The 12,450-nt window shown below is 67.6% G+C and carries 15 protein-coding genes; 8 read left to right on the top strand and 7 right to left on the bottom strand.

The annotated features are described in order from the left end of the window. Positions 1–59 precede the first annotated feature (59 nt). The 4 genes from E5790_RS19150 (at position 60) to E5790_RS19135 (ending at position 2,891) form a co-directional block, all read left to right on the top strand. The gene (locus tag E5790_RS19150; RefSeq protein WP_014647351.1) at positions 60–926 is read left to right on the top strand and encodes a pirin family protein; all 867 of its coding nucleotides are present in this window, start codon (positions 60–62) and stop codon (positions 924–926) included. 71 nt (positions 927–997) lie between these two features. Beyond that, a complete protein-coding gene (locus tag E5790_RS19145; protein ID WP_014647352.1) occupies positions 998–1,678 on the top strand; it encodes a hydrolase in 681 nt (226 codons plus the stop codon). Positions 1,679–1,733: 55 nt separating this feature from the next. Then, on the top strand, positions 1,734–2,375 hold the full coding sequence (locus E5790_RS19140) for a hydrolase (RefSeq protein WP_032962577.1): 642 nt from the start codon (positions 1,734–1,736) through the stop codon (positions 2,373–2,375). Positions 2,376–2,492: 117 nt separating this feature from the next. Next, entirely contained in the window at positions 2,493–2,891 is a 399-nt protein-coding gene (locus E5790_RS19135; protein ID WP_014647353.1) for an OsmC family protein, read from the top strand. 8 nt (positions 2,892–2,899) lie between these two features. Here E5790_RS19135 and E5790_RS19130 read toward each other — a convergent pair whose 3' ends face one another. From E5790_RS19130 to E5790_RS19105, 6 genes are all read right to left on the bottom strand, one after another. Next, complete coding sequence (locus tag E5790_RS19130; RefSeq protein ID WP_005409871.1) at positions 2,900–3,229, bottom strand: hypothetical protein; 330 nt, start codon at positions 3,227–3,229, stop codon at positions 2,900–2,902. Positions 3,230–3,326: 97 nt separating this feature from the next. After that, positions 3,327–5,072 (bottom strand): putative porin, encoded by a 1,746-nt coding sequence (locus tag E5790_RS19125; protein WP_111207007.1) that lies wholly within the window; start codon positions 5,070–5,072, stop codon positions 3,327–3,329. Positions 5,073–5,114: 42 nt separating this feature from the next. Further along, positions 5,115–5,780: a cell envelope integrity protein TolA gene (locus E5790_RS19120; RefSeq protein ID WP_136191784.1), complete on the bottom strand. Its 666-nt coding sequence runs from the start codon at positions 5,778–5,780 to the stop codon at positions 5,115–5,117. Positions 5,781–5,819: 39 nt separating this feature from the next. Further along, complete coding sequence (locus E5790_RS19115; RefSeq protein WP_005409874.1) at positions 5,820–6,233, bottom strand: biopolymer transporter ExbD; 414 nt, start codon at positions 6,231–6,233, stop codon at positions 5,820–5,822. 10 nt (positions 6,234–6,243) lie between these two features. Beyond that, positions 6,244–8,028, bottom strand: a complete 1,785-nt coding sequence (locus E5790_RS19110; protein ID WP_111207002.1) for a MotA/TolQ/ExbB proton channel family protein — start codon at positions 8,026–8,028, stop codon at positions 6,244–6,246. A 38-nt stretch (positions 8,029–8,066) separates the two neighbouring features. Further along, complete coding sequence (locus E5790_RS19105) at positions 8,067–9,683, bottom strand: ShlB/FhaC/HecB family hemolysin secretion/activation protein (RefSeq protein ID WP_111207001.1); 1,617 nt, start codon at positions 9,681–9,683, stop codon at positions 8,067–8,069. Positions 9,684–9,884: 201 nt separating this feature from the next. Here E5790_RS19105 and E5790_RS19100 point away from each other — a divergent pair, with 201 nt between their 5' ends. Continuing rightward, positions 9,885–10,220 carry a hypothetical protein gene (locus tag E5790_RS19100; protein ID WP_111207000.1) on the top strand — a complete coding sequence of 112 codons (336 nt, stop codon included), beginning with the start codon at positions 9,885–9,887 and terminating at the stop codon, positions 10,218–10,220. A gap of 90 nt (positions 10,221–10,310) precedes the next feature. Here E5790_RS19100 and E5790_RS19095 read toward each other — a convergent pair whose 3' ends face one another. Continuing rightward, the gene (locus E5790_RS19095) at positions 10,311–10,787 is read right to left on the bottom strand and encodes a general secretion pathway protein (RefSeq protein WP_014647359.1); all 477 of its coding nucleotides are present in this window, start codon (positions 10,785–10,787) and stop codon (positions 10,311–10,313) included. 103 nt (positions 10,788–10,890) lie between these two features. Here E5790_RS19095 and gspH point away from each other — a divergent pair, with 103 nt between their 5' ends. Genes gspH through E5790_RS19080 form a run of 3 tightly spaced genes read left to right on the top strand, consistent with a single transcriptional unit; the run spans position 10,891 to position 12,307 of the window. Then, positions 10,891–11,337 (top strand): type II secretion system minor pseudopilin GspH, encoded by a 447-nt coding sequence (gene gspH, locus E5790_RS19090; RefSeq protein WP_111206999.1) that lies wholly within the window; start codon positions 10,891–10,893, stop codon positions 11,335–11,337. An 8-nt stretch (positions 11,338–11,345) separates the two neighbouring features. Further along, positions 11,346–11,696 carry a type II secretion system minor pseudopilin GspI gene (gspI, locus tag E5790_RS19085; RefSeq protein WP_153643303.1) on the top strand — a complete coding sequence of 117 codons (351 nt, stop codon included), beginning with the start codon at positions 11,346–11,348 and terminating at the stop codon, positions 11,694–11,696. After that, positions 11,693–12,307, top strand: a complete 615-nt coding sequence (locus E5790_RS19080; protein WP_111206998.1) for a prepilin-type N-terminal cleavage/methylation domain-containing protein — start codon at positions 11,693–11,695, stop codon at positions 12,305–12,307. The genes gspI and E5790_RS19080 overlap by 4 nt, the downstream gene beginning before the upstream one ends. Positions 12,308–12,450 lie beyond the last annotated feature (143 nt).

Below are 12,450 nucleotides of genomic sequence, written 5' to 3'. Positions count from 1 at the left end.
CGGCGATATCGTCTTCGCAACGAAGAACAGCGGCCGGCAGCCCCGGCCAGGAGATCGCCATGAAGCGTGTCACCGGTACCTACAGCGCCCCCCGCCCGCACTGGGTGGGCGACGGATTCCCCGCCCGCTCGATGTTTTCCTACAACACCCACGGCCAGCACCTCAGCCCGTTCCTGCTGCTGGATTACGCCGGCCCGTACACCTTCGCCCCCAGCAATACGCCGCGTGGCGTCGGCCAGCATCCGCATCGCGGATTCGAGACCGTCACCATCGTCTACGAGGGTGAGGTCGCACACCGCGATTCGACCGGGGCCGGCGGCACCATCGGCCCGGGTGACGTGCAGTGGATGACGGCTGCCTCCGGCATCCTCCACGAGGAATTCCACACGCCGGAATTCAGCAGGCGCGGCGGCACGCTGGACATGGTCCAGCTGTGGGTGAACCTGCCGGCGCGCGACAAGATGGGCGCACCGGGCTACCAGACCCTGCTCGACGCAGAGATTCCCTCGGTGGATCTGCCCGATGGCGCCGGCCGCGTGCGGGTCATCGCCGGCCGCTTCCACGGTCATGCCGGCCCGGCGCGCACCCACACGCCGATGGATGTCTGGGACATCCGCCTGCAGCAGGGCCACCACACCGACCTGCCGGTGGCCGAGGGCCGCACGCTGGCGCTAGTGGTGCTGAAGGGCACGGTGCGGATCAACGGCGGCCAGCCGGTCGGCGAAGCGCAGCTGGTCACCTTCGACCGCAGCGGCGAGGACGTGTTCGTCGACGCCGACAGCGACGCCACCGTACTGCTGCTCAGCGGTGAGCCGATCGACGAGCCGGTGGTGGGCTATGGCCCGTTCGTGATGAACAGCCAGGCCGAGATCGCGCAGGCGGTCAACGATTTCAACAGCGGCCGCTTCGGCCAGATCGCGCACTGATCGTTTCAAGCGGCGGGCGATGGCCCGCCGCACCCTCCGGGCCATCGCCCGCTTTTTCCAGGAGACTGACCATGAGTACCCCCGCCAACTTCAACGGTGCCCGCCCGGTGATCGATCCGGACAACGCCGCGATGCTGCTGATCGACCATCAGAGCGGCCTGTTCCAGACCATCGGTGACATGCCGTTCACCCGCGTGCGCGCCCACGCCACCGCGCTGGCCAGGATGGCCACGCTTGCAAAGATGCCGGTGATCACCACTGCCTCTGTTCCGCAGGGCCCGAACGGCCCGCTGATCCCGGAGATCCACGACGCAGCCCCGCATGCCCGGTACGTGGCGCGCAAGGGCGAGATCAACGCCTGGGACAACCCGGAATTCGTTGCCGCAGTGAAGGCCACCGGCCGCAGGCAGCTGATCATTGCCGGCACCATCACCAGCGTGTGCATGGCCTTCCCGTCCATTGCCGCCGTTGCCGATGGCTATCAGGTGTTCGCGGTCATCGATGCCTCGGGCACCTATTCGAAGATGGCCGAGGAGATCACCCTGGCCCGGGTGGTGCAGGCCGGCGTGGTGCCGATGGACACCGCCGCGGTGGCCTCGGAGATCCAGCGCAGCTGGAACCGCGACGATGCCCAGCAATGGGCCGAGGTCTACACGAAGATCTTCCCGAACTACCAGCTGCTGATCGAAAGCTACCTGAAGGCGCAGGACGTGCAGAAGAACCACGAGCCGCTGGATTCGCAGCGCAGCTGACCTACGCCCGGGGTGCCGGCCCGCTGTCGGCACGCCTCTCAACCGGAGACCCATCATGTCCAGTGAACCGATCCGCGACCCGGCCAGCGATCATCTGCTGACCCCGCAGAACTCCGCGTTCATCATCATCGACTACCAGCCGGTGCAGGTGAACTCCATTGCTTCGATGGACCGCCAGTTGCTGGTCAACAACATCGTCGGCACTGCCAAAGCCGCAGTGGCTTATGGCCTGCCGATCGTGCATTCGACGGTGAACGTCAAGACCGGCCTGAACAAGCCGCCGATTCCGCAGCTGCGCCAGGTGCTGGGTGACTATCCGACCTACGACCGCACCACCATCAATTCCTGGGAAGACGTCCAGTTCCGCAGGGCGGTGGAAGCCACCGGCCGCCGCAAGCTGATCATGACCGCGCTGTGGACCGAGGCCTGCCTGACCTTCCCGGCCTTGGATGCGTTGAAGGAAGGCTATGAGGTGTATGTGGTGGTCGACGCCGTCGGCGGCACCTCGCTGGCCGCGCACGATGCCGCGCTGCGCCGCATCGAACAGGCCGGCGGCCAGCTGATCAGCGTGCCGCAGCTGTTCTGCGAGCTGCAGCGCGACTGGGCCCGTTCGGAAACGGTGCCGGCCTTCATGAACCTCTTCATTGAAACCGGCGGTACGGCGGGCATCCAGTTCTCGTACGATCGTACCGAGTAACCGGGTGGCGGCGCCGGTCCTGGCTGGCGCCGCCTTTGGGGAGCCGTCGAGCATGGCTCGACGCTACAGTGTGTTTAATCGAGCGTGGCTCGACGCCATGGATAGATGGAGAATGTGATGGCCTACGCACGCATTGTTTCGACCGCCGACAATTACCTGCACCACATCAGCAATGGCAGCGTCGATGTGGATGCGGACGAGCCCGCCTCGTTGGGCGGCCAGGGCAAGGGCTTCGCGCCGTTCGACCTGTACCTGGCCTCGCTGGCGGCGTGCACCGCCATCACCCTGCGCATGTACGCGCAGCGCAAGGGCTGGGACCTGGGCGAGTTCCATGCCGAGCTGCGCTCGGAACGTGATGAGGACGGGCGCCTCCACGTGCACCGCGTGCTGCATGCCAGTGCCGAGCTGAGCGATGCGCAGTGGCAGCGATTGCTGGAGGTGGTGGAAAAGACCCCGGTGACCCTGGTGATGCGCGAAGGTGCACGCATCACCAGTGAGCGTGGGGCGGCGGCGTAACAGAGGGCTCAGCGCCGTGAATGCAGCACCGTGCGCTGGCGCATCGCGTTGAATTCCTGCTCCACCTGCTGGATGTCTTCGGCCTGGAACCCGGCGGCATCCAGCAGCTGGTCGGCGGCCGCGGCCGCCAGCGGATCATCGTCACGCTGGCGCCAGCAGCGCGCCGGCAGGAAGTAGCCCACTTCGCTGCGCCCGCGCATGATCACCACCGGCCGGCCCGCGTACAGCAGGAACTCGGCCAGGTGCTGGCGCAGGCCCTCCACGGAAACATAGGCCGGTCCAACACCCAGCATCTGGCTGGACGGTTCGGGACTCTCGAACAGCTTGCGACGGCTCATCCACTCCTCCTTTTGAACAACGCGTGGTCTCCTTTCCCTAGACGGGCGCATCGCTGCGCCCCCGCCACGCACTACGTGATCCGCATCACGCCGTCACTCAGAAGCCGGTATTGAACTCCAGCTGGAACACGTCGATCGACAGCGGCGCACCGGACACTTCCTTGGCCGCCATCCACTTGCCGCTGATCCAGCTGCGCGCATCCAGCGCGTAGGCACCGCCCACGTAGTAGCCGCGGGCGTTGGTGCCGCCGAGGTGGAAGTTCGGATCGTTGTAGGCATCCGGCAGCGCATCGGCCTCGATGTGCTTGTAGCCCAGCAGCGCCTGCCACTGGCCCTTCTCCTTCAGCTCGGTGGCACCGAAGGTGGCCTGCAGCATCCATGCCGTGTCGCCGCTGCGGAAGGTGTCGATGCTGGCGGCACCACCGGCACCGTAGTTGTTGACGATGCCGTTGTTGGCGCGACTGAACATCGCCTGCTTGTCGTAGGCCAGGTTGCGGATGTAGTCGCCTTCAAGGCGCAGGCCGACGTCCTGGGCCAGCTGCGTATCCCAGCGCAGGTTCAGCGTGGCCAGGCGGAATGCCGAGGCCAGGCCGACATACTGCGGGGTGGGCGTATTGGCCGGATCCAGCGGATTGCGCGCGATGTCGCGGATCAGCATCAGGGTGTTGCCCTTCTGCATGAACGCCGGACGCGACCAGTCGGTGTCGCAGCCCACCGCGCCCGCATACAGCGCGCACGGCGAGGACAGGCGGCCGCTGATGTTCTTGAAGTCGTAGTAGCCCAGTGCCGCGCGCAGCGCGTTGTCGTCATTGAAGCGCCAGTTCACGCCCACCTGCGCCCCGGACAGCCACTTGTTCTCGTTCGGGGTCTTGACCCGGCTCTGGCTGGGCGCGCTGTCGGAGGTGTATTCCAGCGGTACCACCGCCAGGTTGCCGAACAGGCCGAGGTCGCCGCCGTCGAAGTCGTACTTCAGGTTGGCGGCCAGGCCATCGAAGTTGAGGTCGTTGGAGAACAGCGTGTCGCTGGTCCAGAACGGATTGCCGAAGCGGCCGCCGCGCACCGTCACCCAGTCGGCCGGGCTGTAGGCCAGCCATGCCTGGTCCAGCCATACATCCTTCTTGCTCAGGCCGCCACCCAGCTGCTCGGTGGTCGACACCGGGCCATTGCTGCTGCCGCTGGCCAGGCGCACACCGGCCGTGGTGTGCTGGCCGATGGTCGCCTCGATGCCCAGGCGGGCGCGGATGCGCCACAGGTTGCGGCGGTCCTGGCGGGTGTTCAGCAGTGGTGGCAGCTGCAGGTTGGTGTTGGTGTTGGTGTCGAAGCCGTTGCCGGAATTGATCGACGACCAGTTGCTCACGATATCGCTGTTGCGTTCGGAGAAGAAGCGCGATTCGCTGCGCACGCGCATGTCACCGGTGACCTTGATGCGCTTGGTCCACTCAGCCACTTCGTTCGGTGCCGCCCAGCCCTCGGACCTGGCCTGCGCCATTACGTCCTGGCGTACTTCGTCACGGATGCCGTCGCGCACGCTCTGCGGCACGTAGGGCACGCGCACGTCGCCGGCCTCCAGGGCGACACCGCCACTGGCGGCCGAGGTCGCGGTGGCTGCGCTGCGCTGGGCGGCCGCCGCTTCGGCCTCGGCCTGCACCAGCAATGCCTGGCCGTCTTCTGGTTTCAGTGCGCCGCTGGCGATAAGGCCCTTGATCAGCTTGACCATGGTCGTTTCGGCGGCCATCGCACCGGCCGGGGCGGCCAGGCTGAGCAGCACGGCGCAGCACAGCAGCGCCCGTCGGGCCGGCCGCGGGCGGCGGGAATCGGTTCGTGCGCGGACGTGGTCGTTCATCACGGTTCTCATCGAAAGAAGGGAAATCACGGAGGTCGGGAATCAGGCCCCGGGCCGGCGGCCCTGGATCAGGACGCGGGCGGGGAAATCAAGCGACGGTGGGGGTGCCTGGTCGACCTTGCCGATGCGACGCAGTGCATCGAGCACGGCCGCGTCGGCCTCCTCGTTGCCACTGCCACGCACCAGCTCGACCTTTTCCAGGCGGCCATCGCTGGCCAGCCACACATTCACCTGCAGCTGGAACGCCAGGCGCTTGACCCTGTCGTCGCGCGAGATCGCCTGCTGCATCAGGTAGCCGAGGTAGCGCCCATAGGTGGCATTGCCGGCACCGCCGCGACCGACGCCGGACGAACCGCCACCACTGCCGGACTGGATGCCGAAGTTGTCACCGCCGGCCTGCGCATCGGCGTTCATCGTCACCGGATCGGCATTGTCCGGAGTCGGTACCGGCTCTTCAGCCGGCGTCGGCTGCTCCAGCGGCTCCGGTTCGGGCATCGTCTCCTCCGGCGGCGTTTCCGGCTCCGGCGGCTTTTCCGGCGGCGGCGGGGGTGGCGGAGGCGCTGGCGGCAGCGCCAGCATCGGCGGCTGCACCACCGGCCGACGGGTGCTGGCGGTGTCCTTGAACAGCATCCACCACACGGCGATGCCGAGCACCAGCAACGCGGCCAGCACCAGCGCGACAGTCACCAGCAGCTGGCGACCGCGCATGCCGGGCTCCGGCCGAGGGGGTTGATGGGCCGTCATGCCTCAGCCCTGCGCCTTGCCGGTGACCAGGCCGACCTGGGCGAGCTCCAGGCGCCGCAGGAGGTCCAGCACCTCCACCACGCGGGCGTACTGCACCTGCGCGTCACCGCGCACGATCACCGGGAAGTCCGGCGTGGTCGCGCGCTCGGTACGCAACCGGTCTTCCAGCTCGGCCATCGTCACCGGGTAGGCATCCAGGAACACCTGGCCGCTGGGGTCGATGGTGATCGCCTTGGTCTTCGGCTTCTCCAGCGCAACGCTGTTGCTGGCCTTCGGCAGGTTGACCTCGATGCCGGGGATGGAAGCGTTGCTGGTCAGGATGAAGATCACCAGCACCACCAGCAGCACATCGACGAAGGGCGTCACGTTGATGCCCTTCTCGCGCTTCTTGATGCCGAACTTCGCCTTCTGGCCCATGGCGCGCCCCTCAGCCCTGGACCGCGGCCGGGCCGCGCCCGTCCTGCTCTTCGGCCAGGCGCGCGGCGAATTCGTCGATGAACACCGCCATGTCCGCACTGATCGCTTCGGCACGCGCGCCCAGGTAGTTGTAGCCGAACAGCGCCGGGATCGCGACGCCGAGGCCGGCGGCGGTACACAGCAACGCCGCGGCCATGCCCGGTGCCACCGAGTTGATGTCCACCGCGCCGGCCATTGCCGCAACCACGAACACCAGCATGATGCCGATCACGGTGCCGAACAGGCCCACGTAGGGCGCGCCTTCGATGGTGGTCGACAGCCAGTTCATGCGCCGCGCCATCGCTTCCTGCTCGCGCACCATCACCGCATCCATCGAGGCGCGGATCGCCGCGATGGTGGCACCACTGAGGTAGCCGCTGTTGCCATCGCGCTGGTGGCGTTGCTGCATTTCATCGATGGCCACCTGGTAGATGCGCCACAACGAGCCATCGTGCATGGCGGTCGGCGCCTTGCCCTGGCGGTCCATGTCGGACAGGGTGCGCAGCGGTACGCCGGACAGCTTGCCGAAGCTCTCGGTGAACACCGCATTGGCCTTGCTGGTACGGCCGAAGTGGCGGCTCTTGGCGATCATGATCGCCCACGACAGCAGCATCATCAGGCCGAGGATGGCGACCACCACCCAGGCATCGAACGGCATCGCCTTGAGGATGAAGGCGAAGTGGCTCTGCCCGGCGGACTGCTCGTCGGCGCCGTAGCTGACCAGGCGCGAGTCGGCGCCCTGAGCGGTGGCGTCGGCCAGCAGCAGCGCGGCCGGGCGTGCCACCCGCGAAATGCGCAACTCGTCCAGGGCACCTTCGAAGTTGGCCAGCGGCTGCGCCGCGCCCGGCGCATCGGCGCCGACCACCGGCGCGGTGGCCAGCGCCGGCAGCGCCCCGCTCAGCTGGGCAGCTACGCGCCCATTGAGGTACAGCTGCAACGCGCCCTTCTCTGCCGTCAGTGCAACATGCGCCCACTGCCCTTCCGGAATCGGTTGCGCCGGCGTGCTGCGCTGGCCATTGAGCTGCACGAACGGCACGCGGTTCTCGATACCCAGCACCAGTTCGGAAGCACCATCACGGCGGGCGTAGATGGCTTGAGCCGCATTGTTGCTGCCCGGCTTGATCCAGGCCGAAACGGTGAGCGGCGCGCCCGCTTCCTGCGCCAGCGACGCGCTGGCCGGCAGCGGCAGCGGGCCGGCGCCCAGCTGCACGCCGCGGCCGATCACCGCGCCTTCCGACGGCGGCACCACCGCACCGGCATTGTTGCCATAGGCGGTGGTGTCGCGTGCCGGCGCATTGGCCTCGGCAAAGTGGTAGACCAGCGTGTAGTCCGGATCGAACACCTGCTGGCCGTTGCCGCTGGCCGGGGCTTTTTCATTGCCGTAGTACATCCAGATGGTCTGCGGCGCGGCGGCACTGACCGCCGGCAGGTCCACCCAGACCAGGGCCAGGCCCAGCGTGGGATCGAACTGCTCGATCTGGTGGGCCAGCACGGTACGGCCATCACCCGAGACGAAGCGAAGGTCGTTGCCCGCATCCTGGGTGCCGTCGAAGCCGAAGTTGCCGGTATGCAGCCGCAGCAGCAGTGGCGTGCGGCCCGGGTCACCGGCCAGGCCCGCGCCCTGCGGGCCGGCGTCGACGGTGATCGGCTTGCGGTATTTCCATTCGGCCTGCCACCAATTGGCATCGGCCGCAGCCGCCGGCAACGCAACCAGCGCGGCCAGCAGCAGCAATACTCGGGAAAGCAAACGGTCCATGCGAAGGGTCTCCGGAGAACGCATGTTCAAGGGAAGGGTCAGTAGCTGGTGCTGATGTTGAAATGCAGGCGCGGGTCGTCCTTGCGCGTGACCGGGCCATCGGCATAAGGCCAGGCGTAGTCCAGGCGCAGTTGCAGGTGTTCACCCAGGCGCAGCTGCGTGCCCAGGCCGACCGAGGCCAGGTTGTACTTGTCACGCTGCTCGGGCAGCGGCCGGCGCAGGCGCAGGTAGGCCGCGTCGGCGAAGCTGTAGACACGCAGATCGGTGCCGCTCCACAGCGACCACGCCGGGGTGCGCCATTCCAGGCTGGCCAGGCCGCCGTAGTCGCCGATCGCCTCGGCCGACAGGTAGCCACGCACGGTGTACATGCCGCCAGCAGCGAACTGCTCGGCCGACACCAGTGGCGCATCGGTTACCTGCAGCGAGCCACGCGCATACCACTGCCAGTCATTGCTGAAGGTGTGGGTGTTGGCCACGTCGGCCTTGACGGCCACGAAGCTCGGATCAGCCCAGTAGCGCTTCTGCCCGAACGCGGTGGCGTCGCTGCCGTAACCGAACAGGCGGCGGGTACCGGCCACCAGCTGGGTGTTGATGCTCAGCTGATCCTGCTCGCCTTGGCGCACGCCGACGAAGGCCAGGGTGATCGGCGCATACTTCAACGGTGTCTTCAGGCTGTCCTTGCCCATCTGCGTGTCTTCCTCGGTGTCCTTGAAATCCACACCGAGACTGAGCTGGCGCCACCACTGGCTGCTGCCGGCAAGGCGGTAGTTGAGCTTGAGGCCGATCGAATGGCCGTTGCCGATCACGTTGGTGCCGGTGCCGGTACCGACCTGCCCGCCTGCATTCAACACGCGGCTGTCGGATCTGTAGCCGGAGGCTTCCAGGCTCCACGGCGTGCCTTCGAACGGCATCGTGTACGAGGCCGAGAACACCTTGGCCTGCTTTGTATCTTCCGGCGCCAGGTACACGCCGATGTTGGCGCTGTGCCCGCGCTTCCACAGGTTGTCGTAGGCCAGCGACGCACTCAGGCGCAGCTTCTCGGTGTCGGCACTGTGGTCGTTGTTGAGTGACGCGCTGGCACGCCACGGCGACTTCTCCTCGACCTGCAGGTCCACATCCATCGTGCCCGGCACCTGGCCTTCGCGCACCAGCGGCATCACCTGGCGACGCCCGCCTTCGTTCAGTGCGGTCAGTTCCTTCTGGGCCTGGTCGAAGTCCGGCACCTTGCCCTCGGCCAGTGCCGGTACGCGATCGCGTATGCGGTCGGGCGATTCGTGGCGGGTGCCGACCACGCGCAGCTGGCCGATCGGCGTCTGCTGCACCTTCAGCAGCACCACGCCGCCACTGACCTGCTGCTCGGGGAGTTCGACGTAGACCGACTGGTAGCCCGCCTGCTGGTACAGCGCGTGGACCGCATCGCGCGCCTTCTCGACATCGGCCAGGGTCCTGCCCGGGCCGAGGAACGGCTCTACCGCCCGTTCGATCTGACGCGGATCGAGCACGGTGTTGCCGCGCACGATGTATTCATTGATGTTCACGCTGGGCGCAGGCGCTGCCTCCTGCGCGAACAATGGCAGCGGCATCGCGGCCAGCGCCAGCACCAGCGGATGCAGGCGCAACGGAAAGCGGACGGCTCGGCACGGAACAGGAGTCATCGAAGGCATCGCGTCGTATCGGAGGGAGTGGCCAGGGAGCGGCGCGTGGGTCTACCAACAGGACGTGCACGTCGCGTCAAAACCGCCACCAGTTTTGTGACAGCACTGTCATCTTGTGATAGCGCCAGAGCACTCGCCGGCGTAGACTGCCCTCGCCACACGTCTTCATTGCAGAGCGTCGGTTGTTGCAGGAGATTCGAGATGAGTGAGCCATTGAAGACGGGCCTTCGCCCTGCCCTCGCCCTTGCCTTGTTGCTGGCGTTGCCATCGGCCTGGGCCGGAGAGGCGAAGAAGCAGGACGGTGCTGCGCCGTGCATCGAAGTACAGGTCAACGGCGAGCGCATCCCGGCGTGGGAATGCCTGCAACGCAGGCTGGCGCCGGCGCCGAAATCGGCGAAGTCAGCGGCGCTGCCGGATGCCGAACGCCTGATGCGGCAGCCCGGCAACCAGCTGATGCAGTACAACCTGGAAGGCACGCGGCAACGCATGGGCGATGCCTTCGGGCGGTCCGTGGTACCGCAGCGTCCGGCGCGATGAACCCATGCATCTGCAGAGCCGAGCCCACGCCCGGCTGCGCCTGCACACCTTTCAACGGCCATGCAGAGGCAGCCGAGCGCGGGCTCGGCTCTACCGAGCGCCGCCCTGCGGAGCGGCCGGCACGATGCCATCGTTCGGCACCGGTGGCAGCGCGGGCACCGGCAGGCTGCGCGATTGCCCAGCCTGGTTCAGTTCCACCGCGTTGGCGCTGATGCTGGCCAGCACCGTACAGGGCCCCAGCCGCTGGCCGGGCGCGTAAGCCTCCGGCGGGCGTCCATCCACCGACAACAGGGCCAGGGGCGCGTGGTCACCCGCCATCACACCCAGCACGACCACCTCGGTCTGCACCGCACCGGGCGACAGCAGCCGCACCAGCGGCAGACTGGCCACCGCATCGAACAGCGGCCGCGCCGGCGCATCGGCATGCGCTTCGCTGGCCGCCGCCGCAGGCGCCACCGCAGACAGGGTGACGCTCCAATAGGCCACCACCGCCAGCAGCAGGGTGGCCGCCAGCAGGGTCAACATCCGATTGCGATCCCAGCGCCTGCCATCCATGTTCCGCACCATCGCCACGTTCGTGTCCGCCCACGCTAGCAGCCGCCGCTGACGCTTTTGTTTCATCATGCGGGCCTACGCTGGCAGGCATCGACCTGGACAGGAGGCAACGTCGATGCAGCACGTGCCGCGTGGTTTCACCCTGCTGGAACTGATGGTGGTGCTGGTGATCATCGGCATCTGCACGGCGGGCATCGGCCTGGGCCTGGGCAGCCTGCTCGACCCCGCGCGCCAGCTGCGGCAGGAGGCCGAACGACTGGCGCAGCGCCTGCAGGTGGCGCGCGACGAGGCCCGCATCGATGGCCGCCCCCTGCGCTGGCAGGCCGACGCCGCCGGCTACCGGTTCAGCAGGCGCGAAGGCACCCGCTGGGTGGACGTGCAACGCGACGACCTGCTGCGCCCACAGTCATGGCAAACGGCCGGCATCGTGGTGCAGCCGGCCACCCCGGTTGAACTGAGCCCGGAGTGGATCGGCGTGGCATGGGAACTGACGTTGTCGTTGCAGGGCCGCCAGCTGCGTCTTCGTGACGATGGCAGCGGACAGTTGCAGGTCGTGCAGTGAAGCGGAACATGCGCGGATTCACCTTGATCGAAGTGCTGATCGCACTGGCGATCGTTTCGATTGCGCTGGCTGCGGTCATGCGCTCGGTCGCGGTGGCCACCGACGATCAGTCACGCCTGCGCGACCGTCGCCTGGCGCTGCTGTGCGCGCAGGACCGCTGGCAGGAGCTGCGCCTGGCCGGGCAGCCGCCGCAGGATGCACGACTGCGCTGCGTGCAGGGGCGAAGCAGTTTCCTGGTGCTGCAGCATATCGGCACGGGGAGTGACGGACAGCCGCAACTGGAACTCAGCGTGGCTGCCGAAGATGCACCGCGGCAGTCGCTGGCGCGGATGCAGCTGCCGTGGACCGCGGCGCAATGAAGCATACCGCAGCAGGCTTCACCCTTATCGAGGTGATGATCGCGATCACCATCATGGGCGTGCTGGCGCTGATCTGCTGGCGAGCGCTCGACAGCGTGGCCAGCAGCGACCAGCGCCTGCGCCGGGCCGATGCCGAGACCACGACGGCACTGCGCGTGCTGCAGCAGTTCCAGCGCGATATCGAGATGCGTGCCGACGATGCGCTGATGAACGGCGCGGTGCGCCCGGCGGATCAGCCTCAGCGCCTGCTACCCCCTTCACTGGTGAGCGAACGGCATCCGGATGGAAGCTTTGCGCTGGAGATCACCCGCAGCGTCGACAGTGATGGGCTGCGCTGGCAGCGGGTGCGCTGGTGGCGGCAAGGCAACACGCTATGGCGCGCCAGCGGTACGGCGACGGACCGCTATCCCCTGCCCGCGCCGGTTCCTTCGGAAGGCATTGCAGTGGCAAAGGATGTGCAGCGGTTCGAGGTGCGCGCCTGGCAGCCCGGGGCCGGCTGGGCGATGCTGCCGAGCGAGGGCGAGGTGCTGCCGGCCACCGGGCTGGAACTGCGGCTGGGCCTGCGTGACGGGCGTGGACCGCTGGGCTACCGGCGGGTACTGGAGCTTTAGGGTTCGTTCGTGGCACCGCATCCACGCATGGCGTGGATCTACTGCCGAGCGGCTTCTACTGCCCGGCCTGCCCTGGTGGGTGCCGACCGTTGGTCGGCACTGAGGCTGGTCCGGGCATCCGCGCATGCCGTGGACCTACTGCC

The sequence above is a fragment of the Stenotrophomonas sp. PAMC25021 genome, assembly GCF_004795795.1.
Classification (GTDB): Bacteria; Pseudomonadota; Gammaproteobacteria; order Xanthomonadales; family Xanthomonadaceae; genus Stenotrophomonas; species Stenotrophomonas muris.
This window is presented reverse-complemented; position numbering and strand designations above follow the sequence as displayed.

Bases quoted from the DNA above. Each gene is read 5' to 3' on its own strand.
- E5790_RS19150 (WP_014647351.1), top strand. From the start codon at position 60: ATGAAGCGTGTCACCGGTACCTACAGCGCCCCCCGCCCGCACTGGGTG.
- E5790_RS19145 (WP_014647352.1), top strand. From the start codon at position 998: ATGAGTACCCCCGCCAACTTCAACGGTGCCCGCCCGGTGATCGATCCG.
- E5790_RS19140 (WP_032962577.1), top strand. From the start codon at position 1,734: ATGTCCAGTGAACCGATCCGCGACCCGGCCAGCGATCATCTGCTGACC.
- E5790_RS19135 (WP_014647353.1), top strand. From the start codon at position 2,493: ATGGCCTACGCACGCATTGTTTCGACCGCCGACAATTACCTGCACCAC.
- E5790_RS19130 (WP_005409871.1), bottom strand. From the start codon at position 3,229: ATGAGCCGTCGCAAGCTGTTCGAGAGTCCCGAACCGTCCAGCCAGATG.
- E5790_RS19125 (WP_111207007.1), bottom strand. From the start codon at position 5,072: ATGAACGACCACGTCCGCGCACGAACCGATTCCCGCCGCCCGCGGCCG.
- E5790_RS19120 (WP_136191784.1), bottom strand. From the start codon at position 5,780: ATGCGCGGTCGCCAGCTGCTGGTGACTGTCGCGCTGGTGCTGGCCGCG.
- E5790_RS19115 (WP_005409874.1), bottom strand. From the start codon at position 6,233: ATGGGCCAGAAGGCGAAGTTCGGCATCAAGAAGCGCGAGAAGGGCATC.
- E5790_RS19110 (WP_111207002.1), bottom strand. From the start codon at position 8,028: ATGGACCGTTTGCTTTCCCGAGTATTGCTGCTGCTGGCCGCGCTGGTT.
- E5790_RS19105 (WP_111207001.1), bottom strand. From the start codon at position 9,683: ATGACTCCTGTTCCGTGCCGAGCCGTCCGCTTTCCGTTGCGCCTGCAT.
- E5790_RS19100 (WP_111207000.1), top strand. From the start codon at position 9,885: ATGAGTGAGCCATTGAAGACGGGCCTTCGCCCTGCCCTCGCCCTTGCC.
- E5790_RS19095 (WP_014647359.1), bottom strand. From the start codon at position 10,787: ATGGTGCGGAACATGGATGGCAGGCGCTGGGATCGCAATCGGATGTTG.
- gspH (WP_111206999.1), top strand. From the start codon at position 10,891: ATGCAGCACGTGCCGCGTGGTTTCACCCTGCTGGAACTGATGGTGGTG.
- gspI (WP_153643303.1), top strand. From the start codon at position 11,346: ATGCGCGGATTCACCTTGATCGAAGTGCTGATCGCACTGGCGATCGTT.
- E5790_RS19080 (WP_111206998.1), top strand. From the start codon at position 11,693: ATGAAGCATACCGCAGCAGGCTTCACCCTTATCGAGGTGATGATCGCG.